Source organism: Aeromonas sp. SER (assembly GCF_038739615.1).
Lineage (GTDB): Bacteria > Pseudomonadota > Gammaproteobacteria > Enterobacterales > Aeromonadaceae > Aeromonas > Aeromonas jandaei.
Genome location: NZ_JBCGFC010000013.1, coordinates 67,412 through 93,773, shown reverse-complemented (window position 1 = coordinate 93,773; position 26,362 = coordinate 67,412). Strand labels below are relative to the sequence as shown.

The 26,362-nt window shown below is 60.6% G+C and carries 19 protein-coding genes; 12 read left to right on the top strand and 7 right to left on the bottom strand.

Annotated elements, in window-relative coordinates; translation table 11 throughout:
- The 11 genes from nuoC (at window position 1) to nuoN (ending at window position 13,932) form a co-directional block, all read left to right on the top strand.
- Complete coding sequence (nuoC, locus tag AAHA41_RS17790) at window positions 1-1,806, top strand: NADH-quinone oxidoreductase subunit C/D (RefSeq protein WP_323069838.1); 1,806 nt, start codon at window positions 1-3, stop codon at window positions 1,804-1,806.
- A 90-nt stretch (window positions 1,807-1,896) separates the two neighbouring features.
- On the top strand, window positions 1,897-2,439 hold the full coding sequence (gene nuoE, locus AAHA41_RS17785; protein ID WP_323069837.1) for an NADH-quinone oxidoreductase subunit NuoE: 543 nt from the start codon (window positions 1,897-1,899) through the stop codon (window positions 2,437-2,439).
- Complete coding sequence (nuoF, locus tag AAHA41_RS17780) at window positions 2,436-3,821, top strand: NADH-quinone oxidoreductase subunit NuoF (protein ID WP_042033539.1); 1,386 nt, start codon at window positions 2,436-2,438, stop codon at window positions 3,819-3,821. The genes nuoE and nuoF overlap by 4 nt, the downstream gene beginning before the upstream one ends.
- Window positions 3,822-3,877: 56 nt before the next feature.
- Window positions 3,878-6,601 carry an NADH-quinone oxidoreductase subunit NuoG gene (nuoG, locus tag AAHA41_RS17775; protein WP_323069836.1) on the top strand — a complete coding sequence of 908 codons (2,724 nt, stop codon included), beginning with the start codon at window positions 3,878-3,880 and terminating at the stop codon, window positions 6,599-6,601.
- Window positions 6,598-7,566 (top strand): NADH-quinone oxidoreductase subunit NuoH, encoded by a 969-nt coding sequence (gene nuoH, locus AAHA41_RS17770; RefSeq protein WP_323069834.1) that lies wholly within the window; start codon window positions 6,598-6,600, stop codon window positions 7,564-7,566. The genes nuoG and nuoH overlap by 4 nt, the downstream gene beginning before the upstream one ends.
- Before the next feature lie 8 nt (window positions 7,567-7,574).
- The gene (gene nuoI, locus AAHA41_RS17765) at window positions 7,575-8,117 is read left to right on the top strand and encodes an NADH-quinone oxidoreductase subunit NuoI (protein ID WP_033114521.1); all 543 of its coding nucleotides are present in this window, start codon (window positions 7,575-7,577) and stop codon (window positions 8,115-8,117) included.
- Window positions 8,118-8,127: 10 nt separating this feature from the next.
- A complete protein-coding gene (nuoJ, locus tag AAHA41_RS17760) occupies window positions 8,128-8,679 on the top strand; it encodes an NADH-quinone oxidoreductase subunit J (protein ID WP_033114520.1) in 552 nt (183 codons plus the stop codon).
- Entirely contained in the window at window positions 8,676-8,984 is a 309-nt protein-coding gene (gene nuoK / locus AAHA41_RS17755) for an NADH-quinone oxidoreductase subunit NuoK (RefSeq protein WP_033114519.1), read from the top strand. Before nuoJ ends, nuoK begins: the two co-directional genes overlap by 4 nt.
- The gene (nuoL, locus tag AAHA41_RS17750; RefSeq protein ID WP_124241258.1) at window positions 8,981-10,828 is read left to right on the top strand and encodes an NADH-quinone oxidoreductase subunit L; all 1,848 of its coding nucleotides are present in this window, start codon (window positions 8,981-8,983) and stop codon (window positions 10,826-10,828) included. Before nuoK ends, nuoL begins: the two co-directional genes overlap by 4 nt.
- Window positions 10,829-10,927: 99 nt before the next feature.
- On the top strand, window positions 10,928-12,472 hold the full coding sequence (gene nuoM / locus AAHA41_RS17745) for an NADH-quinone oxidoreductase subunit M (RefSeq protein ID WP_041207432.1): 1,545 nt from the start codon (window positions 10,928-10,930) through the stop codon (window positions 12,470-12,472).
- Window positions 12,469-13,932: an NADH-quinone oxidoreductase subunit NuoN gene (nuoN, locus tag AAHA41_RS17740; RefSeq protein WP_041207431.1), complete on the top strand. Its 1,464-nt coding sequence runs from the start codon at window positions 12,469-12,471 to the stop codon at window positions 13,930-13,932. The genes nuoM and nuoN overlap by 4 nt, the downstream gene beginning before the upstream one ends.
- A 234-nt stretch (window positions 13,933-14,166) precedes the next feature.
- Here nuoN and purL read toward each other — a convergent pair whose 3' ends face one another.
- Window positions 14,167-18,072, bottom strand: coding sequence for a phosphoribosylformylglycinamidine synthase (purL, locus tag AAHA41_RS17735; protein ID WP_323069832.1), 3,906 nt, complete (start codon window positions 18,070-18,072; stop codon window positions 14,167-14,169).
- A 148-nt stretch (window positions 18,073-18,220) separates the two neighbouring features.
- Here purL and mltF point away from each other — a divergent pair, with 148 nt between their 5' ends.
- Window positions 18,221-19,705, top strand: coding sequence for a membrane-bound lytic murein transglycosylase MltF (gene mltF, locus AAHA41_RS17730; RefSeq protein WP_041207429.1), 1,485 nt, complete (start codon window positions 18,221-18,223; stop codon window positions 19,703-19,705).
- Between the two features lie 360 nt (window positions 19,706-20,065).
- On the opposite strand, the gene AAHA41_RS17725 is transcribed toward mltF, so the two are convergent.
- The 6 genes from AAHA41_RS17725 to ispG all read right to left on the bottom strand — a co-directional run bounded on the left by AAHA41_RS17725 (window position 20,066) and on the right by ispG (window position 26,354).
- Window positions 20,066-20,296 carry a zinc ribbon domain-containing protein gene (locus AAHA41_RS17725; RefSeq protein ID WP_071910699.1) on the bottom strand — a complete coding sequence of 77 codons (231 nt, stop codon included), beginning with the start codon at window positions 20,294-20,296 and terminating at the stop codon, window positions 20,066-20,068.
- 124 nt (window positions 20,297-20,420) lie between these two features.
- Window positions 20,421-21,917, bottom strand: coding sequence for a ribosome biogenesis GTPase Der (gene der, locus AAHA41_RS17720; protein ID WP_033114513.1), 1,497 nt, complete (start codon window positions 21,915-21,917; stop codon window positions 20,421-20,423).
- 74 nt (window positions 21,918-21,991) lie between these two features.
- Entirely contained in the window at window positions 21,992-23,176 is a 1,185-nt protein-coding gene (bamB, locus tag AAHA41_RS17715; RefSeq protein ID WP_323069830.1) for an outer membrane protein assembly factor BamB, read from the bottom strand.
- Window positions 23,169-23,819 (bottom strand): tetratricopeptide repeat protein, encoded by a 651-nt coding sequence (locus AAHA41_RS17710; protein WP_041207428.1) that lies wholly within the window; start codon window positions 23,817-23,819, stop codon window positions 23,169-23,171. Before AAHA41_RS17710 ends, bamB begins: the two co-directional genes overlap by 8 nt.
- A 3-nt stretch (window positions 23,820-23,822) precedes the next feature.
- Window positions 23,823-25,100, bottom strand: coding sequence for a histidine--tRNA ligase (gene hisS / locus AAHA41_RS17705; RefSeq protein ID WP_033114510.1), 1,278 nt, complete (start codon window positions 25,098-25,100; stop codon window positions 23,823-23,825).
- A gap of 138 nt (window positions 25,101-25,238) precedes the next feature.
- Window positions 25,239-26,354 (bottom strand): flavodoxin-dependent (E)-4-hydroxy-3-methylbut-2-enyl-diphosphate synthase, encoded by a 1,116-nt coding sequence (ispG, locus tag AAHA41_RS17700; protein ID WP_033114509.1) that lies wholly within the window; start codon window positions 26,352-26,354, stop codon window positions 25,239-25,241.
- Window positions 26,355-26,362: the final 8 nt, after the last annotated feature.

The following is a 26,362-nucleotide window of genomic DNA, read 5'->3' as shown; positions in this document are numbered from 1 at the left end:
ATGAAACTGACTCGCGATTTTCCCAGCAATTATGCAATGGCCCAGTGGCAACCCACCGATCATAAGGATGCCAAGGTCATTGGCGAACTGTTCGCCCATTTCGGGGCGCAGCATTTCACCGTGCAGACTACCCGTACCGGCGTGCCTGTCGTCTGGCTTGCCCGGGAGCTGCTGCTCGATGTGATGAGCTTTTTGCGCAAGGTGCCCTCCCCGTTCGTGATGCTCTTCGATCTGAGTGCTACTGACGAACGGCTACGCACCCACCGCGAAGGTCTGCCGCAAAGCGACTTCACTGTTTTCTATCACCTCATCTCCATCGACCGTAACGCCGATGTGATGCTGAAGGTGCCGCTTGACGAAAGCGATCTGCACCTGCCGACCGTCACCGGCCACTTCCCCAATGCCAACTGGTATGAACGGGAAGTGTGGGATCTGCTGGGTATCACCTTCGATGGTCATCCCCACCTGACCCGTATCATGATGCCCAAGAGCTGGCAGGGACATCCGTTGCGCAAGGATTACCCCGCGCGCGCCACCGAATTTGATCCCTTCATGCTCGATGCTGCCAAGCAGGACATGGAGCAGGAGAACCTGCTGTTTAAACCGGAAGAGTGGGGTCTGGCACGTGGTAACGAGAACGAGGACTACATGTTCCTCAACCTCGGCCCCAATCACCCCTCGGCTCACGGCGCCTTCCGTCTGGTACTGCAACTCGATGGCGAGGAGATCCGCAACTGCGTGCCCGATATCGGCTACCACCATCGCGGTGCCGAGAAGATGGGCGAGCGCCAGTCCTGGCACAGCTACATTCCCTATACCGACCGGGTCGAGTATCTGGGCGGGGTGATGAACAACCTCCCCTACGTGCTGGCGGTCGAGAAGCTGGCCGGCATTAAGGTGCCCCAGCGGGTCGACATGATCCGGGTGATGATGGCGGAGCTGTTCCGTATCCAGAGCCACCTGTTGTTCCTCGGTACCTATATTCAGGACGTGGGGGCCATGACCCCGGTCTTCTTCACCTTTACCGACCGCCAGAAGATCTACACCATCATCGAGGCGATCACCGGCGCCCGTATGCATCCGGCCTGGTTCCGCATCGGTGGTGTTGCCCACGACCTGCCCAACGGATGGCAACGTCTGATCCAGGACAACCTGCTGAGCTGGCTGCCCAAGCGGCTGATGGATTACGAGAAAGCCGCGATGCGCAACAGCATTCTGCGTGGTCGTACTATCGGGGTCTCCGCCTACACCACCGAACAGGCTCTGGCCTGGGGCACTACGGGTGCAGGCTTGCGCGCCACCGGCCTCAACTTCGACGTGCGCAAGTGGCGTCCCTACTCCGGTTACGATCAATTCGACTTCGAAGTGCCGGTCGGCAGCAACGGCGATGCCTATGATCGCGCCACCGTTCGCATCGAGGAGATCCGCCAAAGCCTCTCCATCATCGAGCAGTGCATGAAGAACATGCCGGAGGGCCCGTTCAAGGCGGATCACCCGCTGACCACTCCGCCGCCCAAAGAGCGCACGCTGCAGCACATCGAGACCCTGATCAACCACTTCCTGCAGGTGTCTTGGGGCCCGGTCATGCCGGCAGCCGAATCGTTCCAGATGATTGAGGCGACCAAGGGTGTCAACAGTTACTACCTGACCAGCGATGGCTCAACCATGAGCTACCGGACCCGGATCCGCACCCCGAGCTTTGCTCACCTGCAACAGATCCCCTCGGTGATCAAGGGCAGCATGGTGTCGGATCTCATCGTCTATCTGGGCAGTATCGATTTCGTTATGTCGGATGTGGACCGTTAACTCATCACGGGTTGCTCGCCAAGGCGAGTGACCCGCAATGACGAGACAACAGGACTCGCAGTAAAAGGACAAGCCACAAAAGGTCAAGTCATGAGCCAGCAATGTCAGTGTCACAATAATCAGACCCCGCAGGGGCAAGGGGCTTGCAGCAGCAAACGGGACAACTTTGTCCTGAGTCAGGCTGAACGCGACGCCATCGAGCATGAGAAACACCATTACGAAGATCCCCGTGCTGCCAGCATCGAAGCGCTCAAGATAGTGCAGCAGGCCCGTGGCTGGGTGCCTGACGGCGCCATTTCAGCGATTGCCACCGAACTTGGCATTCCCGCCAGCGACGTGGAGGGGGTTGCCACCTTCTATAGCCAGATCTTCCGTCAACCAGTTGGTCGCCATGTCATCCGCGTTTGCGACAGCATGGTCTGCTACATCAACGGTCACGAAGAGCTGCTGGCTGGCCTCAAGGAGGTGATGAACCTCGCTCCCGGCCAGACCACAGCCGATGGCCGCTTCACCCTATTGCCGGTCTGCTGCCTTGGCAACTGCGACAAGGGGCCGGCCATCATGATCGATGACGACACCTATGGCGGGCTCGACCCCGTCACCTTGCTGAAAACCCTGGAGGCATACCCATGAGCCTGCAGCAGAGCAAGATCCTCACCTCCTTTGGCACCGCCAACCGCACCCCGCGTGCGGCCGAGACCCATCCGCTCACCTGGCGGCTGCGTGACGACGGCCAGCCGGTATGGCTGGAGGAGTATCAGGCCAAGCAGGGTTATGAAGCGGTGCGCAAAGCGCTCGGCCAGATGAGTCCGGACGAGATCGTCAGTACCGTCAAGGATGCCGGTCTCAAGGGGCGTGGCGGCGCGGGCTTCCCTACTGGCGTGAAGTGGGGGCTGATGCCCAAAGACGAGAGCATGAATATCCGTTACCTGCTCTGTAACGCCGACGAGATGGAGCCCAACACCTGGAAAGACCGGCTGCTGATGGAGCAACTACCCCACCTGCTGATCGAAGGGATGATTATCTCGGCCCGGGCGCTGAAAGCCTATCGCGGTTATATCTTCCTGCGCGGCGAGTATGTCGATGCCGCCATCAACCTGCGCCGTGCGGTAGAAGAGGCAAAAGCCGCAGGTTTGCTTGGCAAGAACATTCTGGGCTCGGGTTTTGATTTCGAGCTGTTTGTTCACACTGGCGCCGGTCGCTACATCTGTGGCGAAGAGACGGCGCTGATCAACTCGCTGGAAGGGCGCCGCGCCAACCCGCGCGCCAAACCGCCCTTCCCCGCCGTTTCCGGTGTCTGGGGCAAACCCACCTGCGTCAACAACGTCGAGACCCTCTGCAACGTGCCCGCCATTATCGGCAACGGGGTGGCCTGGTATCACGGGCTGGCGCTGCCGGGCTCTGAAGACCACGGTACCAAACTGATGGGCTTCTCTGGCAAGGTAAACAACCCCGGGGTGTGGGAGCTGCCGTTTGGCATCACCGCCCGCGAGCTGTTTGAAAACTATGCCGGCGGCATGAAGAGCGGCTATCGCCTGAAAGCTTGGCAACCGGGCGGCGCGGGAACCGGTTTCTTGCTGCCTGAGCACCTCGATGCCCAGATGTACACCGCTGGTATCGGCAAGGTAGGCACCCGGATGGGGACCGGCCTCGCCATGGCGGTGGATGACTCCATCAGCATGGTATCCCTGCTGCGCAACATGGAGGAGTTCTTCGCCCGCGAGTCGTGTGGCTGGTGTACTCCCTGTCGCGATGGCCTGCCCTGGAGCGTCAAGCTGCTGCGCGCGCTGGAACGTGGTGAGGGGCAATCAGGCGATCTGGCTACGCTCGAGCAGCTCTGCAATTTCCTGGGCCCGGGTAAAACCTTCTGCGCCCATGCTCCGGGCGCCGTCGAACCGCTTGCCAGCGCGATCAAGTATTTCCGCTCCGAGTTCGAAGCGGGGATCAAGGGCAGCGGCGATAACCGCAAGCCGGTCAAAGGGATCCAGCCCAATCTCTTGGGTGAACGCTGGTAAACGCCAAGCGCATCAGACAATAGCCGAATTCACAAAACAGGTTTCAGGGAAGTTGTATGGCGACCATTCATGTAGACGGTAAAGAGTACGAGGTAGACGGGGCAGATAACCTGCTGCAAGCCTGTCTGTCCCTCGGTCTGGACGTCCCCTATTTTTGCTGGCACCCGGCGCTTGGTAGCGTGGGAGCCTGCCGCCAGTGCGCGGTGAAACAGTATCAAAATGCCGATGACAAGCGTGGCCGTCTGGTGATGTCCTGCATGACACCGGCCACCGATGGCACCTATATCGCCATCGAAGATGAAGAGGCCAAGGAGTTTCGCAAGAGCGTGGTGGAGTGGCTGATGACCAACCACCCCCACGACTGTCCGGTGTGTGAAGAGGGTGGTGCCTGCCACCTGCAGGATATGACGGTGATGACCGGCCACAACAGCCGTCGCTACCGCTTCACCAAACGCACCCACCAGAATCAGGATCTCGGCCCCTTCATCAGCCACGAGATGAACCGCTGCATCGCCTGCTACCGCTGCGTCCGTTACTACAAGGATTATGCCGGTGGCGAGGATCTTGGCGTCTACGGTGCCCACGACAACGTCTATTTCGGTCGGGTCGAGGATGGCACGCTGGAGAGCGAATTCTCCGGCAACCTGGTGGAAGTCTGCCCTACCGGGGTTTTCACCGACAAGACTCACTCCGAGCGTTACAACCGCAAATGGGACATGCAGTTTGCCCCGAGCGTCTGCCAGCAGTGCTCCGTGGGCTGCAACATCAGCCCGGGCGAGCGTTATGGCGAATTGCGCCGTATCGAAAACCGCTTCCACGGCAGCCTCAACCACTACTTCCTCTGCGATCGCGGCCGCTTTGGCTATGGCTATGTCAACCTGGCCGACCGCCCGCGCCAACCGCTGCTGCGTGAAGGTAACGACAAGCTGGCCATCACGGTAGATGGCGCCCTCAACCGCGCCGCCGATGCCTTGCGCACCGCCAGCGGCGTGATCGGTATCGGTTCGCCCCGCGCGTCGCTGGAGAGCAACTTCGCTCTGCGCGAACTGGTGGGTGAAGAGAACTTCTATTGCGGCATGGAGCAGGCCGAGTGGGAATGCCAGCAGAAGATCCTGCAGATTTTGCAGCATGGCGGCGTATCAACACCAAGCCTGCGCGACATGGAAGAGGTCGACGCCATTCTGGTACTCGGCGAAGATGTCACCATGAGCGCAGCTCGAATTGCGCTGGCCCTGCGTCAAGCCGTCAAGGGCAAGGCCCGCGAACTGGCCCGCAAGATGAAGGTCGACCTGTGGCAGGTTGCCGCGGTGCAGACTCTGGGCCAGAACGAGCGCTATCCGCTGCTCATCACCAGTCTCGACAACACCCGTCTCGATGATGTAGCTGCCGACAAACTGCACGCGCCCTACGCCGATCAGGCGCGCCTTGGCTTTGCCATCGCCAACCTGCTCGACAATGCGGCGCCAGCTATCACCGACCTCTCTGCCGAGCAGCAGGCTCAGGCTGCACGCTGGGCCGAACTGCTGGGCAATGCCAAAAAACCGCTCATCATCGCCGGCTCCAGCGCACGCAGCGTGGCGCTGGTTGAAGCAGCCAGCAACATTGCTCGAGCCCTGAAAGGGCGTGGTCTGGAAGCCAGCATCGCGCTGGTTGCCCAGGAGGCCAACTCGCTCGGTCTGGCCATGCTGGGTGGCAAGCCGCTGGAAGCTGCTTTCGAGCGCATCGAAGCGCAAGAAAAGCTGGCGCTGGTGACGTTGGAGAACGATCTTTATCGCCGTGCTCCGCGCAACCGTGTGGATGCAGTGCTGGCACGCCTGCAGCACCTGCTGGTCATCGATCATCAGGATACACAGACTGCACAAAAGGCAGATCTGATCCTGCCGGCCGCCAGCTTTGCCGAAGCCGATGGCACCCTGGTGAACATGGAAGGTCGCGCCCAGCGCTTCTTCCAGGTCTACGCCCCAGCCTTCTACAACACCGATATTCAGGTGCGTGAAGGGTGGCGCTGGCTGGCGGCGCTGCAAGGTGCTCTTGAGCATACATCTCTGCGCTGGCAGAACTTCGACCAGATCAACCATGACTGCGCCACCAGCAATCCGCTGCTGGCCACCATGCTGGAAGCTGCCCCCAACGCAGGCTTGCGCATCCGCGGCATGCGTCTGGCTCGTGAACCGCACCGCTACAGTGGCCGCACCTCCATGCTGGCCAACCAGAACGTCAGCGAACCACGGGTAGCTCAGGATCCGGACTCCCCCTTCAACTTCTCCATGGAAGGGTATGCCGGGGCCCGTCAACCGCTGCCGCAAGTACCATTCGCCTGGGCACCAGGCTGGAACTCTCCTTCAGCCTGGAACAAGTTCCAGGATGAAGTGGGTGGCAAACTGCGCGCCGGTGATCCGGGTCGCCGTCTGCTGGAAGCAAGCGAAGATATCCTTGGCTGGTTTACTACCATCCCCTCCCCCTTCAAGGCAGAGGATGCGCTGCAAGTGGTCAACTATGTCCAGTTGTTTGGTGGCGAGGAGCTCTCCGCCCGCAGCCCGGTCATCCAGACCCGGATGAACGAGCCCGAGCTGGTGCTCAATCCTGCCGATGCGCAGCGTCTGGCCCTGCATGCCGGCAATCAGGTCTCCTTCTCCTGGGGTGGCAGCCACTGGCAACTGCGTCTGCGTCTGAGCGAGCAGCTGGCGGCCGGTCTGGTCGGTCTGCCCCTTGGCGTCAACGGCCTGCCAACTGCGCTGCAGCAGGCATATATCAGTAACCTGCAGGAGGTCATCGCATGAGCGACTCGCTGATTGATCTGTTGCTGGAGGTCGGCAAGGCACTGCTCGTGCTGGTGGGGATCGTGGGGGCTGGCGCCTTCATGAGCTTCATCGAACGCCGCCTGCTGGCGCTGTGGCAGGATCGTTACGGCCCCAACCGGGTTGGCCCGTTCGGCCTGCTGCAACTGGCTGCCGACATGGTCAAGATGTTCTTCAAGGAGGACTGGATCCCGCCGTTCGCCGATCGGCGGATCTTTATCTTGGCTCCCATCATCGCCTTCACCGCCTTTATTCTGGCGTTTGCGGTGGTGCCGATCAGCCCGACCTGGGGCGTGGCGGATCTCAACGTGGGTCTGCTTTACATCCTGGCCATCGCGGGGCTGGCGGTCTATGCGGTTCTGTTCGCCGGCTGGTCGAGCAACAACAAATACTCCCTGCTGGGTAGTCTGCGCGCCTCGGCCCAGACCCTCTCCTACGAGGTGTTCCTCGGCCTCTCCCTGATGGGAGTGGTGATCCAGACCGGCAGCTTCAACCTGCGCGACATCGTCGAGGCTCAGGCTGGTCTGTGGAACGTGATCCCGCAGATGCTTGGCTTTGTCACCTTCCTGTTTGCCGGTGTGGCCGTCACCCACCGCCACCCGTTTGACCAGCCGGAAGCCGAGCAGGAGCTTGCCGATGGCTATCACATCGAGTATGCGGGGATGAAATGGGGTCTCTTCTTCGTGGGCGAATATATCGGCATCGTGCTGATCTCCTCGCTCATCGTGACCCTCTTCTTTGGTGGCTGGCATGGTCCCTGGTTGCCCCCCTTCATCTGGTTTGCTCTGAAGACCGCCTGCTTCATGGTGTTCTTCATCCTGCTGCGGGCCTCCCTGCCTCGCCCGCGCTTTGACCAGGTGATGGCGTTTGGCTGGAAAGTCTGCTTGCCGCTGACCCTGCTCAATATGCTGGTCACCGCGGCAGTAGTGCTGATGAATGTGCAGTGAGGCACGAGATGAAAATTTTTAGCATTATCCAGGGTGTTGGCACCCAGTTACGCAGTCTGGCCATGGTCTTCTCCCATGCCTGGCGGCCTCGTGAAACCCTGAACTATCCGGAAGAGGCAGTCTATGTGCCGCCCCGCTACCGCGGCCGTATCGTGCTGACTCGCGACCCGGACGGTGACGAGCGCTGCGTGGCCTGCAACCTCTGCGCGGTTGCCTGCCCGGTTGGCTGTATCTCGCTGCAGAAATCCGAGCGGGAAGATGGTCGCTGGTACCCGGAATTCTTTCGCATCAACTTCTCCCGCTGCATCTTCTGCGGCCTGTGCGAAGAGGCTTGCCCCACCACCGCTATCCAGCTGACGCCGGATTTCGAAATGGGCGAGTATCGCCGCCAGGATCTGGTGTACGAGAAGGAAGATCTGCTGATCAGCGGGCCAGGCAAATACCCGGACTACAACTTCTATCGCATGAGCGGGATGGCCATCGACGGCAAGCCGAAAGGGGAAGCCGAAAACGAAGCCAAACCCATCGATGTCAAGAGCCTGCTGCCCTGAGGAGTCAATCATGGAACTGGCATTTTATGCCTCGGCCCTGGTGGCCATTTACAGCACGCTGCGGGTGATCAGCACCAGCAATCCCATGCATGCGCTGCTCAATCTCATCATCTCCCTCATCGCCGTGGCCATGATCTTCTTCTGCCTGGGTGCCGCCTTTGCCGGCGCCCTGCAGGTGATCGTCTACGCGGGTGCCATCATGGTGCTGTTCGTGTTTGTGGTGATGATGCTGAACCTGGGTTCAGCACAGGCGCAGGAGAAAAACTGGCTCACCCCCATGACCTGGGTGGGGCCAGCCCTGCTCTCGCTGATCCTGCTGGGCTTCCTGGCCCACGGCATCCTCGGGGTGACCGGCGGCCTGCTCGGGGTGACCGACGTCACCGCCAAACAGGTGGGTGTCGAACTCTTTGGCCCCTATGTGCTGGCGGTGGAGCTTGCCTCCATCCTGCTGCTGGCGGGTCTGGTGACCGCCTACCATCTGGGCCGGGAAGACAAGAGCGGCGAAGTGCTCTCTGTCCCCCGCAATCAATCACGTCCGTCACATGAAGGAGGTCAGCAATGAATGGAATCCCCATGGAGCACGGCCTCCTGCTGGCCGCGGTGCTCTTCTGCATCGGGTTATGCGGCCTGCTGATCCGCCGCAACCTGCTCTACATCCTGATGAGCATAGAAATCATGATGAATGCGTCGGCACTGGCATTTGTGGTGGCGGGTAGCCGCTGGGCTCAGGCCGATGGCCAGATCATGTACATACTGGTGATTTCTCTGGCAGCAGCGGAGGCCAGTATCGGCCTTGCCCTGTTACTGCTGCTCTATCGTCGTTACCACACCCTTAACGTGGACACTGTGAGCGAGATGCACGGATGAGCCTCTTATATCTGACTTTTCTATTTCCGCTGCTGGGGTGGCTGGTATTGGCCTTCTCCCTCGGCCGTCTGGGGGAGCGTACTTCGGCGCTGATCGGGGTGGGTTCCATTGGTCTCTCGGCGCTTACCACACTCTGGGTCGGCATGGACTTTCTGGCCAACCCGCCCGAGGGTGGCGTCTATATCCAGCACCTGTGGCAGTGGATGGCGGTAGGCCACTTCACCCCCACCTTCAGCCTGGCGCTGGATGGCCTGTCGCTGACCATGCTGGGCGTAGTGACCGGGGTGGGCTTCTTCATCCACCTGTTCGCCTCCTGGTACATGCGCGGTGAAGAGGGGTACTCCCGCTTCTTCACCTACACCAACCTCTTTATCGCCAGCATGCTGTTTCTGGTGCTGGCCGATGACCTGCTGTTTGTCTACCTCGGTTGGGAAGGGGTGGGGCTGTGCAGCTACCTGCTGATCGGCTTCTACTACAAGGATCGCAACAATGGCGCGGCAGCCCTCAAGGCCTTCATCGTGACCCGTGTGGGTGACGTGTTCCTCGCCATCGGCCTGTTTATCCTTTATCGCGAACTGGGCACTCTCAATATTCACGAGCTGCTGGTTCGCGCCCCGACCATGTTTGCCGAAGGCTCCCCTGCCCTGTCGCTCGCCTGCCTGATGCTGCTGGGCGGAGCGGTCGGTAAATCGGCCCAGCTGCCGCTGCAAACCTGGTTGGCAGATGCGATGGCAGGCCCGACTCCGGTCTCCGCGCTGATCCACGCCGCCACCATGGTGACCGCCGGTGTCTACCTGATTGCCCGCACCCATGGCCTGTTCCTGCTTGCGCCGGAGATCCTCCATCTGGTCGGGCTGGTTGGCGCCATCACCTTGGTGCTGGCCGGTTTTGCGGCGCTGGTACAGACCGACATCAAGCGGATCCTTGCCTACTCCACCATGAGCCAGATTGGCTATATGTTCCTGGCTCTCGGTGTCGGTGCATGGGAAGGGGCTATCTTCCACCTGATGACCCACGCCTTCTTCAAGGCGCTGCTGTTCCTCTCCGCCGGTGCCGTTATCGTCGCGACCCATCACGAGCAGAACATCTTCAAGATGGGTGGCCTGCGCAAGAGTCTGCCGCTGGTCTATGCCTGCTTCCTGGTGGGTGGTTCGGCGCTGGCCGCGCTGCCGCTGGTCACCTCCGGTTTCTACAGTAAGGACGCCATCCTGTGGCAAGTAGAAGCCTCTGGCCAAAGCGCTCTGCTGTGGGCCGGTCTGGTGGGGGCGTTCCTGACCTCCCTCTACACCTTCCGACTGATCTTTATCGCCTTCCATGGCAAAGAGCAGACCAAAGCTCACGCTGGTCACGGCCTGGCTCACCATCTGCCGCTGCTGGTGCTGCTGGTGCTCTCCACCGGCATTGGGGCTCTTATCACCCCACCGCTGGCAGGTGTGCTGCCGGCAGGCCCGGGTGATCATATAGAAGAGGGTCGTCATGCACTGGAGATAACCTCCGGCATCATCGCCATTGCAGGGATCGCGCTGGCCGCGTTTCTGTTCCTTGGTGAGCGCCGTCTGGCCACATCCATTGCCAACAGCGCGCCCGGCCGTCTGCTCAGCACCCTCTGGTTCAACGCCTGGGGCTTTGACTGGCTCTACGACCAGCTGTGGGTCAAGCCTTATCTGCTGGCTACCCGTCTGGTCGGGCAGGATCCGCTGGACTGGATGATGGGCCTGCCCGCCTGGTTCGCCCTGCGTGGCAACCAGCTGCTGGCCTGGACAGTCACCGGCAAGTTGCGCTGGTATGCCGCTTCCATGGGGATCGGTGCCGCACTGGTGCTGGCACTGCTGCTACTGGGGTAAACGCGATGAACAACACGAAAATCGTACAGCCGGGCTGTTTGCCGACCTTGATGGAACAGGGCGTGCAATCTCATATGAACTTGAACGAGAGCTGATACCGTGACCTTACTCTGGATCTTGTTAATTCCTTTTATCGGCGGCTTGCTCTGCTGGCAGATGGAGCGTCTCGGCGGGCAGTTTGTCCGTTGGGTTGCCCTCCTCTCCATGAGCGCCAGCCTGCTGCTCTCCTGTGCCATCTGGCTAAGTGGTGATTTCTCTCTTGCCACCACCGGCCTCGATAGCGCGGGCGTCACTGGTGCCGCTTCCCCATGGGCTGCCGAATGGCGTCTGCCCTGGATCCCCCGCTTTGGCATCTCCCTGCATCTGGCAGTGGATGGTTTGTCACTGCTGATGGTCATCCTCACCTGTTTTATCGGGGTACTGGCCATCCTCTGTTCGTGGAAAGAGATCGTGCAACGCATCGGCTTCTTCCATCTGAACCTGCTCTGGATCCTGGGTGGCGTGCTCGGCGTCTTTATGGCGCTGGATCTGTTCCTCTTCTTCTTCTTCTGGGAGATGATGCTGGTTCCCATGTACTTCCTGATTGCGCTCTGGGGCCATTCGGTCACTGACGGAAAATCACGGATCAACGCGGCGACCAAGTTCTTCATCTACACCCAGGTGAGCGGCCTGATCATGCTGGTGGCCATCATCGGGCTGGTGCTGACCCACCAGCATGCTACCGGTGTCTTCACCTTCAACTATCTGGATCTGCTCAATACCCCGATGAGCAAGGGTGTACAGTGGCTGCTGATGCTGGGCTTCTTCATCGCCTTCGCCGTCAAGATGCCGCTGGTGCCGCTGCACGGCTGGTTGCCGGATGCCCATAGTCAGGCGCCGACAGCAGGCTCGGTGGACCTGGCCGGTATTTTGCTGAAAACCGCGGCCTATGGTCTGCTGCGCTTTGCCCTGCCCCTCTTCCCGGAGGCCTCCGCCGAATTTGCCCCCTACGCCATGGTGCTGGGTCTTGTCGGCATCGTGTATGGCGCCATCGTGGCCTTTGCCCAGACCGACATCAAACGGCTGGTGGCCTACACCAGCATCTCCCACATGGGTTTTGTGATGATCGCCATCTACTCGGGTAGCGAAGTGGCCCTACAGGGTGCTGTGGTGCAGATGATCGCCCACGGTCTCTCCGCCGCCGGCCTCTTCATCCTCTGCGGTCAGCTCTACGAGCGGCTGCACACCCGCGATCTGCGCCAGATGGGTGGTCTGTGGGGACGCTTACGCTATCTGCCGGGCGTGATGCTCTTCTTCTCGGTCGCCTCTCTGGGCATGCCGGGCACCGGCAACTTCGTCGGCGAGTTCCTGATCCTGATCGGCAGCTTCCAAGTCGCCCCGGTGATCACTGCGGTCGCTACCTTCGGCCTGGTGCTGGCCTCGGTCTACTCCCTCATCATGCTGCAGCGCGCCTGCTTTGGCCCGGCCAAGGACGAGAGCATCCTGAAAGGACTGGATCGCCGCGAGCTGACCATGATGATGGTGATTGCGGGCCTGCTGGTTCTGCTTGGCCTCTATCCCCAACCCGTGATTGATACCGCCAGCAGCAGCCTCATCAACGTGCTGCACTGGTATCTGCTGCCAACTGCTGGAGCTCTGCAATGACTTTCTCCGCTTCCCAACTGCTGGCACTGCTTCCCCTGCTGCTGACCACCGGGGCCATGGCGGCCCTGATGCTGGCCATCGCGTGGCGCCGCTGTGTCACTACCGCCTTTACCGTCACCATCATTGGTCTCAACCTGGCGCTCTTCTCCCTGCCCATCGTCATGGCGCAAGGGGATCAGGGGGTCACCCCGCTGCTGCAAGTCGATGGCTATGCCGTTTTCTACATGGGATTGGTGCTGATTGGTGCGCTGGCAACCTGTACCTTCGGCCAGTCGTGGCTGAAAGCCTACCCGGATAACCGGGAAGAGTTCTTCCTGCTGCTGCTGATCGCCACGGCCGGTGGTCTGGTGCTGGCCTGCTCCCGCCACCTCGCCTCCCTCTTTATCGGGATCGAGATGCTGACCCTGCCGATGTTCGGTCTGGTCGGGTACGCCTACCGCGAGCGCCACTCGCTGGAAGCCGCGGTGAAGTACATGGTGCTCTCTGCCGCCGCCACCGCCTTCCTGCTGTTTGGTATGGCGCTGCTCTATGCCCAGGCTGGCAGCCTGAGCTTTGATGCCCTCGGGGTGACCATGGCCCAGAGCCCGGCTCACCATCCGCTGCTGATGGGCGGTCTTGGTCTGATGCTAGTCGGCTTTGCCTTTAAACTCTCTCTGGCCCCCTTCCACCTCTGGACACCGGATGTCTACGAAGGTGCACCGGCACCGGTCGCCACCTTCCTTGCAACCGTCAGCAAGGTCGCCGTGTTTGCCGTACTGCTGCGCTTTTATCTGGCGGTACCGGCTGCAGCCGATCCCATGATCCACTGGTTGCTGGCCGCCATGGCGTTCATCTCCATCCTTATCGGCAACCTGCTGGCACTGGTGCAAAGCAACATCAAGCGGATGCTGGGCTACTCCTCCATCTCCCACTTTGGCTATCTGCTGGCGGTGATCGTGGCGAGCCGTATCGGCCAGATGCCGGTGGAAGCGGCTGGGGTCTACCTGCTGATGTATCTGTTCACCAGCCTCGGCGCCTTTGGCGTCGTCAGCATGATGTCGAGCCCCTATCGCGGCAAAGATGCGGACTCTCTGCACAGCTATCGCGGCCTGTTCTGGAAGCGTCCCTACCTGACCGCCGTACTGACCGTGATGATGCTCTCTCTGGCCGGTATCCCGATGACGCTCGGCTTCATCGGCAAGTTTTACCTCATCGGTGTGACTGTCGAGGCCCAGCTCTGGTGGCTCTCTGCCGCCATCATCCTGGGCAGTGCGCTGGGTCTCTACTACTACCTCCGTGTGATGGTGACCCTCTATCTGCGTGAGCCGGGCATGCAACAACGCGATGCCAGCGCCAACTGGGCGCTCTCCTCCGGTGGCGTAGTCGTGCTGCTCTCGGCCGCTCTGGTGGTATTGCTCGGCCTCTACCCACAACCGGTCATCTCGCTGGTACAGGGTTTCCAGAACGTAGTTCTGCAATAATCCCCCTTCTCTAAATCAAAACCGGCAGCCTTGGCTGCCGGTTTTTTTTCTTCTCATCTTTCCCCTCCCCCGACCCCATTTGCAGAGCATGGATCAACTCTCTCCCTCATCAACGTACGCTGCGACAAAGCCATTGGTTGACTTGCCACCTCGCTTGCCTAACCCACTCCATTGCTCCATAAAAAAACCGGCCAATTGGCCGGTTTCAGTTGTTACGCGCTAGCGTCGTCTCTATTAACCCAGACGAACCCGGGCATTGCGGAACATCCGCATCCAGGCACCATCCTCACCCCAGTTGTCAGGGTGCCAGGAGTTGGCCACGGTGCGGAACACCCGCTCCGGGTGCGGCATCATGATGGTGGCGCGACCGTCGGTGGTAGTCACTGCGGTGATGCCCTCTGGCGAGCCATTCGGGTTGGCCGGGTACTGCTCGGTCACGCTGCCGCGGTTATCGACAAAGCGCAGCCCCACCAGCCCGCTGGTTTGCAGTGCGTTCAGGTGAGCGGCATCGCGCACCTCGACACGCCCTTCCCCGTGGGAGACGGCAATCGGCATCACGGAGCCCGCCATGCCGGCGAAGAAGGCCGACGGTGACTCCTGTACCTGCACCAGACTGAAGCGAGCTTCGAACCGCTCGGAGCGGTTGCGCACGAAACGCGGCCACAGATCGGCGCCCGGGATGAGATCCCGCAGGTTGGACATCATCTGGCAACCGTTGCACACACCCAGGGAGAGGGTGTCACCACGCTCGAAGAAGCGCTGGAACTGCTCGCGAGCGTTGTCATTGAACAGGATGGACTTGGCCCAGCCTTCACCCGCCCCAAGCACATCGCCGTAGGAGAAGCCGCCACAGGCCACCAGGGTCTGGAACTCCTCCAGCTTGATGCGACCGGAGAGAATGTCGCTCATATGGACGTCCACCGCCGCAAAGCCGGCGCGGTCAAACGCCGCCGCCATCTCCACGTGGGAGTTGACCCCCTGCTCGCGCAGCACCGCCAGACGGGGGGAGACCCCACGGGCAATGTAAGGTGCGGCCACATCTTCGGCCGGGTTGAAGCTGAGCTTGGCCTGCAGGCCCGGATCGGTGGCGTCCTGACGAGCAGCATGCTCCTGATCCGCGCACTCGGGGTTGTCGCGCAGGCGCTGCATCTGCCAGCTGGTTTCGCCCCAAATGGTGCGAAGTGCAGTGCGGCTGGCGCGATAGACCTCCTGACCGACGCGTTGCAGGGTGATGAGATCCCCCTCGCGCACAGTGCCGAGCACGTGAGAGCAAGCCGCCAGACCGTGACCGGCCAGCAGGGTCATCACCGCTTCCTTATCTTCGCGGCGCACCTGGATGACGGCGCCCAGCTCTTCGTTAAACAGCGCAGGCAGCAGCTCGCCACCGATGCGATCGAGCTGGATGTCGAGACCGCAGTGACCGGCAAATGCCATCTCGGTCAGGGTGACGAACAGGCCGCCGTCAGAACGGTCGTGATAGGCGATCAGCTTGCGATCGGCCACCAATGCCTGAATGGCGTTGAAGAAGCCCTTGAGCTGAACCGGATTGTCGAGATCCGGCGCCTTGTCACCCAACTGGCGATAGACCTGTGCCAGTGCGGAGGCACCGAGGCGCTGCTTGCCATTGCCAAGGTCGATGAGGATAAGGTCAGTCTCACCGAGATCGGTACGCAGCTGCGGCGTGACGGTGTTGCGCACATCCTCCACCCGGGCAAACGCCGAGATGAGCAGGGAGAGCGGCGAGGTGACGCTCTGCTCCTTGCCATCCTGCTGCCAGCGAGTCTTCATGGACATGGAGTCCTTGCCCACCGGGATGGTGATGCCAAGGGCCGGGCAGAGCTCCTCGCCCACCGCCTTGACCGCCTCATAGAGGCCGGCATCTTCGCCCGGGTGACCGGCGGCGGCCATCCAGTTGGCGGAGAGCTTGACCCGCTTGAGGGAACCGATGTGAGCCGGTGCCAGGTTGGTGAGTGCTTCCGCTACCGCCATGCGAGCAGAAGCAGCGTGGGAGAGCAGCGCCACCGGGGTGCGCTCGCCCATCGACATGGCTTCACCGTGGTAGCTGTCGTAGGTGGCAGCGGTGACGGCGCAGTCAGCCACCGGGATCTGCCAGGGGCCGACCATCTGGTCGCGGTTGACCAGACCGGTCACGCTGCGATCGCCGATGGTGATAAGGAAGGACTTCTCCGCCACCGTGGGCAGACGCAGCACCCGCTCGGCAGCCTCGCCCAAAGTGATGCCATCGAGTTGGAGCGCTTTGCCTTGTGCCGGCAGGGTCACCACATCGCGATGCATCTTGGGGGGCTTGCCCAGCAGCACATCCAGCGGCAGGTCGATGGGGTGGTTGTCAAAATGCTGATCGGAGAGCGTCAGGTGCTTCTCTTCGGTGGCAGTACCAATAACGGCATAGGGTGCACGCTCGCGCTCGCACAGCGCCTTGAACAGCGGCAGCTTCTCCCTGGCCACTGCCAGCACGTAACGCTCCTGGGATTCGTTGCACCAGATCTCCAGCGGGCTCATGCCCGGCTCGTCGTTTGGGATGGCGCGCAAATCGAAGCGACCGCCGCGATCGCCGTCGCTCACCAGCTCCGGCATGGCGTTGGAGAGGCCACCCGCCCCCACGTCGTGAATGAAGACGATGGGGTTATCGTCCCCCAGCTGCCAGCAGCGGTCGATCACCTCCTGACAGCGGCGCTCCATCTCGGGGTTGTCACGCTGCACCGAGGCAAAATCGAGATCTTCGGCCGACTGGCCGGAAGCCATGGAGGAAGCCGCGCCGCCGCCCAGACCGATGTTCATCGCCGGGCCACCCAGTACGATGAGGGCTGCCCCCACCGGGATCTCCCCTTTCTGGACATGCTCGGAGCGGATATTGCCGATGCCACCCGCCAGCATGATGGGTTTGTGGTAGCCACGCACCTCGACGCCATTGTGGCTCGGCACCTCCTCTTCGAAGGTACGGAAGTAACCGAGAATGGCCGGACGGCCGAACTCGTTATTGAAGGCGGCGCCGCCGAGCGGCCCCTCCTGCATGATGTCAAACGCGCTGACGATGCGGCTCGGCTTGCCGAAATCCTGCTCCCATGGCTGCTCGAAGCCGGGGATGCGCAGGTTGGAGACGGAGAAACCGACCAGACCAGCCTTGGGCTTGGCACCGCGACCGGTGGCACCCTCGTCGCGGATCTCGCCGCCGGAGCCGGTGGCCGCCCCCGGGAACGGGGAGATGGCAGTCGGATGGTTGTGGGTCTCTACCTTCATCAGGATGTCGACTTGCTCCTGATGATACTGGTACTCGCCGCTGGCCGGGCTCGGGAAGAAGCGGCCACCCTGGCTCCCTTCCATCACCGCGGCGTTGTCTTTATAGGCAGACAGGACATGATCCGGCGTCTGCTCGAAGGTGTTCTTGATCATCTTGAACAGCGACTTGGGTTGCTGCCCACCGTCGATGGTCCAGTCGGCGTTGAAGATCTTGTGGCGACAGTGCTCGGAGTTTGCCTGGGCAAACATATAGAGCTCGATGTCGTTGGGGTTGCGACCCAGCCTGGTGAAATTCTCCACCAGATAGTCAATTTCGTCGTCGGCCAGCGCCAGACCCAGCGCCACGTTGGCCTCTGCCAAGGCTGCGCGGCCACCGCCCAGCACGTCGACCTGGGTGAAGGGGCGCGGCTCGTGGTGGGCAAACAGGGCGCTCGCCGCTTCCATGTCGGCAAACACCATCTCCATCATGCGATCGTGCAGCACGGCCGCCACATCGGCACGCTGGGCAGCGCTCAGCTCCCCCTTGGCCTGCACGTAATAGGCAATGCCACGCTCCAGCCGCTTGACCTTGTTCAGGCCGCAGTTGTGGGCGATATCGGTTGCTTTGGAAGACCAGGGGGAGATAGTGCCGGGGCGGGGGGTAACGAGAAACAGCTGACCGCTGGGGGTGTGTTCGGGGATAGTCGGGCCGTAGCGCAGAAGCTGGCCCAAGGTCGCTCGCTCCGGGGGCGACAGCGGGCTCGAAAGCTCGGCAAAGTGCACGTATTCGGCATAGACATCCTCTATCTCTACTCCTCTCTCCTGTTTCATCTGCGCAAATCGTTGCAGCAGTTTTTGGACACGAAACTCAGACAGTGCAGGGGCACCACGCAAGATATCCATATGACCTTTCTCACCAAGTTTTGAAGTGGGGGGAATTGAGACGCGCGTATTATAGGGAGCTGGCTCACAGCGGACAAACGTTTTTCTCGTTTTGTGTAGTGTGACTCGGCGCACACTCTCTGGTATAAAGGTGCTTCTTTTTTGACAAATGCCGATTTTTTCAACAAAGGTACTCACCTACTTGCGCTGCATTTTTCGACTATTTATCGGGCTGACGTTGCTGCTGACCCTGGTCGGTTGTGACTTCTACACCCCCTCCAGCCAGCTGGAGCAGATCCGCCAACGGGGCGAGATCCGGGTTGGCACCATCTACGGCCCCACCTCCTATTACCAGCGTGACGACACCGCCCAGGGGTTCGATTACGAGCTGGCGAAAAACTATGCCGACTGGCTGGGGGTCAAACTCACCATAGTGCCGGTTAACAGTTCGGATGAACTGGTAAACCTGCTCAAGAAGGGCAAACTCGATCTGGCTGCGGCCGCCATCATGGTCACCCCGGAGCGGCGCCAGCTGTTTCGCTTCGGACCGGGCTTCTATCAGGTTTCCCCCAAACTGGTCTATCGCAACGGCAAGCCAAAGCCGGACTCTCTCGATGATATCAAGGGCAAGCTGGTGGTGGCGGCCGGTTCGACCGGTGAAGATCTGCTCAAGGAGCTCAGCAAGACCAATCCTGACCTCAACTGGAGCGTCAGCAACAGCGCCGATTTGGAAGATCTCCTGAGACAGGTGGTCGAGGGCAAGATTGACTACACGGTGGTACAGGATACTGTGCTGGCCCGCAGCCAGCGCTACTACCCGGAGCTCACCGAGGGGCTGACCCTGGCCCAGAAGCAGACCGTCGCCTGGGCCATGAGCAAGCTGCCCGATGACAGCCTCTATGCCAGCGTCATCGACTTCTTCGGCCAGCGCTTCATGGATGGCGCCATTGCCAAGCTCGACGAGAAGTACTTCGGCCACGTGCAGAACTTCGATTTCGTCGATACCCGCACCTTCCTGCAGCGGGCCAAGAGTCTGCTGCCCAAATACCAGTCGCTGTTCCAGAACCACGCCAAAAACATCGACTGGCGCCTGCTGGCAGCCATCAGCTATCAGGAATCCCACTGGGATCCGCAGGCTCGCTCCTACACCGGCGTGCGCGGCATGATGATGCTGACCGAGCCGACCGCCAAGGCGATGGGGGTCAATGACCGGCTCCATCCGGAAGAGAGCATCAAGGGCGGAGCCCTCTATCTGCAACAGATGATGGAAAAGGTGCCCGACTCGGTGCCTGATGACGAGAAGGTGTGGTTTGCCCTCACCGCCTACAACATAGGTTACGGCCACATGATGGATGCCCGTCGCCTCACCAAGGATCTGGGCAAGAACCCGGACGCCTGGGGTGACGTAAAAGAGGTGCTGCCGCTGCTGCAGCAGGCGCGCTGGCATCGCAAGGTACGCTACGGCTATGCCCGTGGCGGCGAGGCGCGCAACTACGTAAACAACGTGCGCCAGTATTACCAGAGCCTGCTCTGGCTCGACAACGAGAAGCAGCGAGCACAGCAGCGCGAAAATATCGACAACGCCAGCGAACCTGAGCTGGCGGAGCGCCCCACCGTCATCGCCGAGGTGGTCAATCAGATCACCATGCGCTAACAAATTATTATTCGGCTGTTTTCGCGCAAACTTCTCTGTTACCATCGAATCACATCGGAGCCTATCCGAAATCGCATTGTTTTCATTATGTTGAGAGATTAAATAACAGCAATTTCGGATGGGCTCCATCAATGACCCAAGGCCCGGATGGCCACCTAAGTTGGGAGGAGACCAAGATGCAAAAACGTAGAAAAATCAGTCTGGTCAGAAAAGCAAAGTGCAGCTGGAGCCCCAGACGCAAACTCAAGCTTAATGACATCAAGCGCAACCTGTGGCGCAGAAATCGATCCTATACCCTGCTTATCGCAGAGCACACAGCATAAACCCGGCATTAGCCGGGTTTTTTATGCTCTGGATTTTTCAGGCTTGCTGGATGTCGGCACTAAATTGCACCGACCGCTTTGAGACCAGCGAGTTGCAGTGATTGCAGAAGTAATCGACCGCACCGCACGCCTTGAGCCGCTCCAGCTCCTGATGGCAGGTGGGGCAGAGTGCGGTAACCCGCACAATGGCCTTGCAGTTACCGCAAGTTTGCTCCTTGCTGCGGGTATCCAGTTCGCTCTGGCAGGATGGACAAAGCAGGGCTTCCATAATCAACTCCTCGAAAAGTGGATCTGCCATGGTCTGGCTCCATGGCAGATCCCCCTCCCCTTGCTCCTCACCTTACCATGGCGAGGATAACAAAGCGGCTGCCGGTGAGGGCAGCCGCCAGGGCTTATTTCTTCTTCATCTTCAGCAGCCGTTTGCGCTGACGCTCCTGACTCAGGGTCAGGGTATTCTTCTTGCCTTCAAACGGGTTGACCGACTCCTGGAACTCGACCCGGATCGGTGAGCCCATGATCTTGAGGGACTTGCGGAAGTAGTTGATCAGATACCGCTTGTAGGAGTCCGGCAAGTCGTTGAGCTGGTTGCCGTGGATCACGATGCGCGGCGGGTTGTAACCACCGGCGTGGGCATATTTCAGTTTGACGCGGCGACCGTTGACCATAGGCGGCTGGTGGTCTTCCTGCGCCATCTGCATGATCCGGGTCAGCATGGCGGTGCTGGTACGGCGCGTTGCGGACTGGTAAGCCTCCTGAATGGATTCAAACAGGTGGCCAACACCGCTGCCGTGCAGGGCGGAGATGAAGTGAACGCGAGCAAAGTCGATGAAGCCCAAGCGACGATCCAGCTCGTTCTTCACATCCTCTTTCACCTTCTGATCCAGACCATCCCACTTGTTCACAACCAGCACCACGGAACGGCCGGTGTTGAGCACGAAGCCAAGGATGCTCAAGTCCTGATCGGTGATGGTCTCCTGAGCGTCGATCACCAGCAGGCAGACGTTGGCATCTTCGATGGCCTTGAGGGTCTTGATGACGGAGAACTTCTCCACCGTCTCGTGCACCTTGCCACGGCGACGCACGCCGGCGGTATCGATGATGACGTACTTCTGCTCGTCACGCTCCATCGGGATGTAGACGGAGTCACGGGTGGTGCCCGGCATGTCATAGACGATGACCCGATCTTCACCCAGCATGCGGTTGGTCAGGGTTGATTTGCCGACGTTGGGGCGACCGACGATGGCGAACTTGATGGGCAGATCGGCGAACGGCGTCTCCTTGGTGTCCTCTTTGGTATCGAGTTCACCGGCAGCCACCATGCGCAGCAGAGCTTCTTCGTCGAAGTCCTCTTCTTCCTCGTCCTGCACCTCTTCGTCGCCAGCGGCTTCGACCAGCGTCTCTAGGTGAGGAGCCAGCGCCAGCTCCAGCAGGCTCAATACGCCGCGACCGTGGGCGGCCGCCATCTGGTAGACCTCACCCAGCGCCAGACCGTAAAACTCGGAAACGGCAGAGTCGCCGTCGATGCCGTCGGTCTTGTTGGCAACCAGAAACACCTTCTTGTGGGTCTTGCGCAGGTGCTCGGCGATGGCCTGATCCGCAGCAGTCAAACCGGCACGAGCATCCACCATGAACAGCACCACATCGGCTTCTTCGATGGCCAGCAGGGACTGCTCGGCCATCTTCAGCTCGATCCCCTCCTCGGTGCCATCGATACCGCCGGTATCGACCACGATAAATTCCAGCTCGCCCAGCTTCGCCTGGCCATATTTGCGGTCCCGGGTCAGGCCGGGGAAGTCGGCAACCAGGGCATCCCGGGTACGGGTCAGGCGGTTAAACAGGGTGGATTTCCCCACATTGGGGCGGCCCACCAGGGCAACAACAGGAGTCATAAAAGCCTCATTCTCAAGACGACAAAGGCTCCGGGTCCGAAGACCAGGAGCCGGATATTCAAATTAACGGACGATCAAGGACGCTTTAGCGCGTACAGCTTGCCGCCACGGCTCTGCACATACAGGGTGTCACCATCCACAAGCGGGGCGGCGTACAGACCACTGCTGTCGAGCTGCTGCATCGCCTTGATGGTACCGTCGGTACGATCAAGCCAGTACAGGTATCCTTCCACATCACCCACCACCACATAGTCACCGAAGATGACAGGTGCAGTGACGGTACGATTCTCCAGCTGGGTGTTGGACCACAGCTCCAGACCATTGCGACGGTCGATGGCAAACAGGTGGCTGCGACTGTCGGTCAGCACGATGGCGTTGCCGGTGATCGCCAGATCGCGATAGCCGGAATACTTGCGCTTCCACACTTCGTCGCCGCTCATCAGCTTGCGCGCCATCAACTGGCCATTGTAGGCGATGGCGTAGAGCTCATCACCGGCAATCAGCGGGCTGGCATCGACGTCCACCATGCGGTCAAGCTCGGTAGCACCGCGCGGGTCGGCCACCTTGGATTGACGCACCGGCTGACCGTTGCTCAGCAGGGCAATGCCCACCTTGCCATCGGCGCGGCCATAGATGACGGCGCCATTGGTGATCACCGGGGCACCGGCACTGCGCAGGGTCAGCGGCGGCTGCTCTTCGGAGAGCGTCCACTGCATCTTGCCTTCGTCGGTGTCGAGCGCAATCAGGCGACCGGAGGTGGTCAGTACCACCACGCGACCATCTTCAACCGCAGGGCTGGCGACAACTTCACCGGGCACATTGGTCTGCCACAGCACTTCGCCGTTCTCTTCGTTCAGGGCGTAAACCACCCCGTTCTCGGAGCCGAGGAACAGCTTGCCGTAACGGGAGACCAGGCCGCCGGAAAGACGGGCGCTGCGCTTGTCGGCGTTGACCGGCAGGTCGGCCAGATCGACGGTCCAGAGGCGATCGCCACTGGCACGGTCGAAGGCGGTGACATCGCCATCGCGCGCAGCGGCATAGATGCGATCATCTTCCACTGCCGGCTTGAGCTGGGAATAGAAGTCACCGATGCCGTCACCGACGGTGGAAGACCACTCGGTATCGGCACTGAAAGCGGATTCGACTTTGGGCAGCGGTGCCATGGGGTTCAAATCCTCTTCCGAGCTGAACAGGGAGCAGCCCTGCAGGGCGAAGGAGACCGCAGCCCCCAGCGCCACCATTTTGAATAGATTACGCATCCGGTGCCTCACCCGTGGTCATGGCCGGCAGGGCCAGATCGTCCATCTTCAACTTGAGCTCCTGGCTACCCTGCAGGCCGCCGGCATCGGCCGCTGCCTGATAGGCATCGCGAGCCTCCTCAATCTTGCCCTGCTTTTGCAGGATGTCACCGCGCACTTCGGCCACCTGGGCCTTGAAGGCGTCGCTATTGATCTTGCCAAGCTGTGCCAGCGCGTCATCGGCTTTGCCCTGATCGTTCAATACGCGAGCCAGACGCAGTGCAGCGATGGGACGAATGCTCTCGTCACCGCTGGTGGCCACCTGGGTCAGCTGCTCGGCAGCCAGATCCAGCTTGCCGGCCTTGACGGCGGCAGCAGCCAGTTGCAGCGCGGCCAGCTCGCCATAGGAATCGCCCTTGTTGGCGGAGACAAACTGCGCTGCCTGCTCGAAACCGGCGGCATCGCCTTTAGCCAGCTGGGTAATCACCTGGTTGTAGGCGTGGGAGGAGGCCTCCATGGTCTGTTGCTGGTACTGGTTGTAGTAGCGCCAGCCAAACAGGCCGACCAGACCGATCACGGTACCGGCGATCACCGAGGTCCCGTTCTCTTTCCACCACTCCTTGATAACCTCAACCTGTTGTTCTTCGGTGGTATAAACTTCCACAGCTTACTCTCCTTTGGCTGCCAGCAGGGCAATGGCGGCGTCAACCTTGACGGTCTGTTGCTCGGCCTGACCACGCAGATATTTGATAGTGATCTCCCCGTTTTGCACCTCGGTCTCACCAAGGATCAGGGCGATAGACGCGCCACTCTTGTCGGCACGCTTGAGTTGTTTCTTGAAGTTGCCGCCGCCGCAGTGGCTCATCAGGCGCAAATCCGGCAGCGCATCACGCAGACGCTCGGCCAGCTGGAAGCCAGCCTGCTCGGTCCCCTCGCCCACCATCGCCAGATAGACATCAACCGCCGGGCGAATGTCGCCGTTGAGCTCAAGGGTCTCCAGCATCAGCACCAGACGCTCCATGCCCATGGCGAACCCGACTGCAGGCGTCGGCTGGCCACCCAGCTGCTCCACCAGACCGTCATAGCGGCCACCGGCACAGACGGTGCCCTGGGCACCCAGGCTGTTGGTCACCCACTCGAATACGGTGAGGTTGTAATAGTCGAGGCCACGCACCAGACGCTCGTTCACTTCGTACTTGATGCCGGCAGAATCGAGCAGGCGCTTGAGCCCCTCGAAGTGAGCCAGACTCTCTTCGCCCAGATGGTCGAACAGACGGGGTGCACCGACCAGCACGGCCTGCACTTTCTCGTCCTTGGAGTCGAGCACTCGCAGCGGGTTGCTGTACATGCGGCGCTGGCTCTCTTCGTCCAGCTGATCCTTGTACTGCTCCAGATAGGCAACCAGCGCATCGCGGTAAGCGGCACGCTCGGCACTCTGGCCCAGAGTGTTGAGCTGCAGGGTGACATGCTCGCTGATACCGAACAGGCGCCACAGGCGGTTGGTCAGCATGATGAGCTCGGCGTCGATATCCGGCCCGTTGATGCCAAACAGCTCGACACCGAACTGGTGGAACTGGCGATAACGACCCTTCTGGGGACGCTCGTGACGGAACATGGGGCCCATATACCACATCCGGCGCTCCTGGTTGTAGAGCAGGCCGTGTTCGATACCAGCGCGGACGCAGCTGGCAGTCCCTTCCGGACGCAGGCTCAGGCTGTCGCCATTGCGATCTTCAAAGGTGTACATCTCTTTTTCGACCACGTCGGTCACTTCACCGATGGCGCGCTTGAACAGATGGGTCTGCTCGACAATCGGCATGCGCACTTCGCTGTAGCCATAGCTGGCAACGACCTGGCGCAGGATCTGTTCAACCTTCTGCCATACCGGGCTCTGCTCCGGCAGGCAATCATTCATACCGCGAATAGCTTGGATCTGTTTTGCCACGTTGATACTCGAGAAAAAGAGGTAAAATTTGGCCGCATTATAGGGATTTTCACCCCCGAGGTAAAATCAGGGAATCCGCAAGCGGGGTGTAAAATCAGTCACCTGGAAAGAGGGCCACCCGAAGTGGCCCCTGTCCGTTCAATCCTTGTCCACCAGGATCCGGTTAACCGGGTCCAGCATGGCAGCTCGGGCACGAATGCGGCGCTCAAGGGTCGGGATGAGATCCTTGTTGTCGAGCCGGTCAACGCGCTGCCCCCCTTCGTAGAAGGCACTCTTGTTGGCCGCACCGGCAAGACCGAGATCGGAAACCAGCGCTTCGCCCGGCCCGTTGACCACACAGCCGATGATGGAGACATCCATCGGGGTGATGATGTCTTCGAGCCGCTCTTCCAGCGCATTGACAGTGCCAATGACGTCGAACTCCTGACGGGAGCAGGAGGGGCAAGCGATGAAGTTGATGCCACGGGAGCGGATCCGCAGGGATTTGAGGATGTCGAAACCGACCTTCACTTCTTCTACCGGATCAGCGGCCAGCGAGATGCGCAGGGTATCGCCAATACCGTCAGCCAGCAGCATGCCAAGGCCAATGGAGGACTTCACCGCACCGGCACGGAAACCGCCCGCTTCGGTGATGCCCAGATGGAGCGGCTGCTCGATCTGCTTGGCCAGCAGGCGATAGGCGCCCACGGCGAGGAATACATCAGATGCCTTGACGCTTACCTTGAAGTTCTGGAAATCGAGGCGATCGAGATATTCGACGTGACGCATGGCGGACTCCACCAGAGCCTCCGGGGTCGGCTCGCCATACTTCTCCTGAATATCCTTCTCCAGCGACCCGCCATTGACCCCGATACGGATCGGGATATTGAGGTCGCGCGCGCAATCGACAACGGAGCGGACACGCTGCTCGTTGCCAATGTTGCCCGGATTGATACGCAGGCAGTCAGCGCCATACTCGGCCACTTTCAGGGCGATGCGATAGTCAAAATGGATATCGGCGACGATGGGAATGCGAGTCTGCTGTTTGATCAGCTTGAAGGCTTCCGCCGCCTCCATGGTGGGCACGGAAACCCGGACGATATCGGCACCGACCCGCTCGATCCGCTGGATCTGCTCGACAGTGGCGGCGACATCGGTGGTCTTGGTGTTGGTCATGGTCTGCACCGTAATGGGGGCATCGCCCCCTACCGGTACATTGCCAACCATGATCTGCCGTGATTTACGACGAATAATGGGAGATTCGTGTGCGGACATAACGAACA

Excerpts from the sequence above, each read along its gene's own strand:
- mltF (WP_041207429.1), top strand. The coding sequence starts at position 18,221 with ATGCCGATTTTTTCAACAAAGGTACTCACCTACTTGCGCTGCATTTTT.
- nuoI (WP_033114521.1), top strand. The coding sequence starts at position 7,575 with ATGAAAATTTTTAGCATTATCCAGGGTGTTGGCACCCAGTTACGCAGT.
- AAHA41_RS17725 (WP_071910699.1), bottom strand. The coding sequence starts at position 20,296 with ATGGAAGCCCTGCTTTGTCCATCCTGCCAGAGCGAACTGGATACCCGC.
- bamB (WP_323069830.1), bottom strand. The coding sequence starts at position 23,176 with ATGCGTAATCTATTCAAAATGGTGGCGCTGGGGGCTGCGGTCTCCTTC.
- nuoL (WP_124241258.1), top strand. The coding sequence starts at position 8,981 with ATGAGCCTCTTATATCTGACTTTTCTATTTCCGCTGCTGGGGTGGCTG.
- nuoF (WP_042033539.1), top strand. The coding sequence starts at position 2,436 with ATGAGCCTGCAGCAGAGCAAGATCCTCACCTCCTTTGGCACCGCCAAC.
- nuoG (WP_323069836.1), top strand. The coding sequence starts at position 3,878 with ATGGCGACCATTCATGTAGACGGTAAAGAGTACGAGGTAGACGGGGCA.
- ispG (WP_033114509.1), bottom strand. The coding sequence starts at position 26,354 with ATGTCCGCACACGAATCTCCCATTATTCGTCGTAAATCACGGCAGATC.
- nuoC (WP_323069838.1), top strand. The coding sequence starts at position 1 with ATGAAACTGACTCGCGATTTTCCCAGCAATTATGCAATGGCCCAGTGG.
- nuoE (WP_323069837.1), top strand. The coding sequence starts at position 1,897 with ATGAGCCAGCAATGTCAGTGTCACAATAATCAGACCCCGCAGGGGCAA.
- der (WP_033114513.1), bottom strand. The coding sequence starts at position 21,917 with ATGACTCCTGTTGTTGCCCTGGTGGGCCGCCCCAATGTGGGGAAATCC.
- nuoK (WP_033114519.1), top strand. The coding sequence starts at position 8,676 with ATGAATGGAATCCCCATGGAGCACGGCCTCCTGCTGGCCGCGGTGCTC.
- purL (WP_323069832.1), bottom strand. The coding sequence starts at position 18,072 with ATGGATATCTTGCGTGGTGCCCCTGCACTGTCTGAGTTTCGTGTCCAA.
- nuoH (WP_323069834.1), top strand. The coding sequence starts at position 6,598 with ATGAGCGACTCGCTGATTGATCTGTTGCTGGAGGTCGGCAAGGCACTG.
- nuoJ (WP_033114520.1), top strand. The coding sequence starts at position 8,128 with ATGGAACTGGCATTTTATGCCTCGGCCCTGGTGGCCATTTACAGCACG.
- nuoN (WP_041207431.1), top strand. The coding sequence starts at position 12,469 with ATGACTTTCTCCGCTTCCCAACTGCTGGCACTGCTTCCCCTGCTGCTG.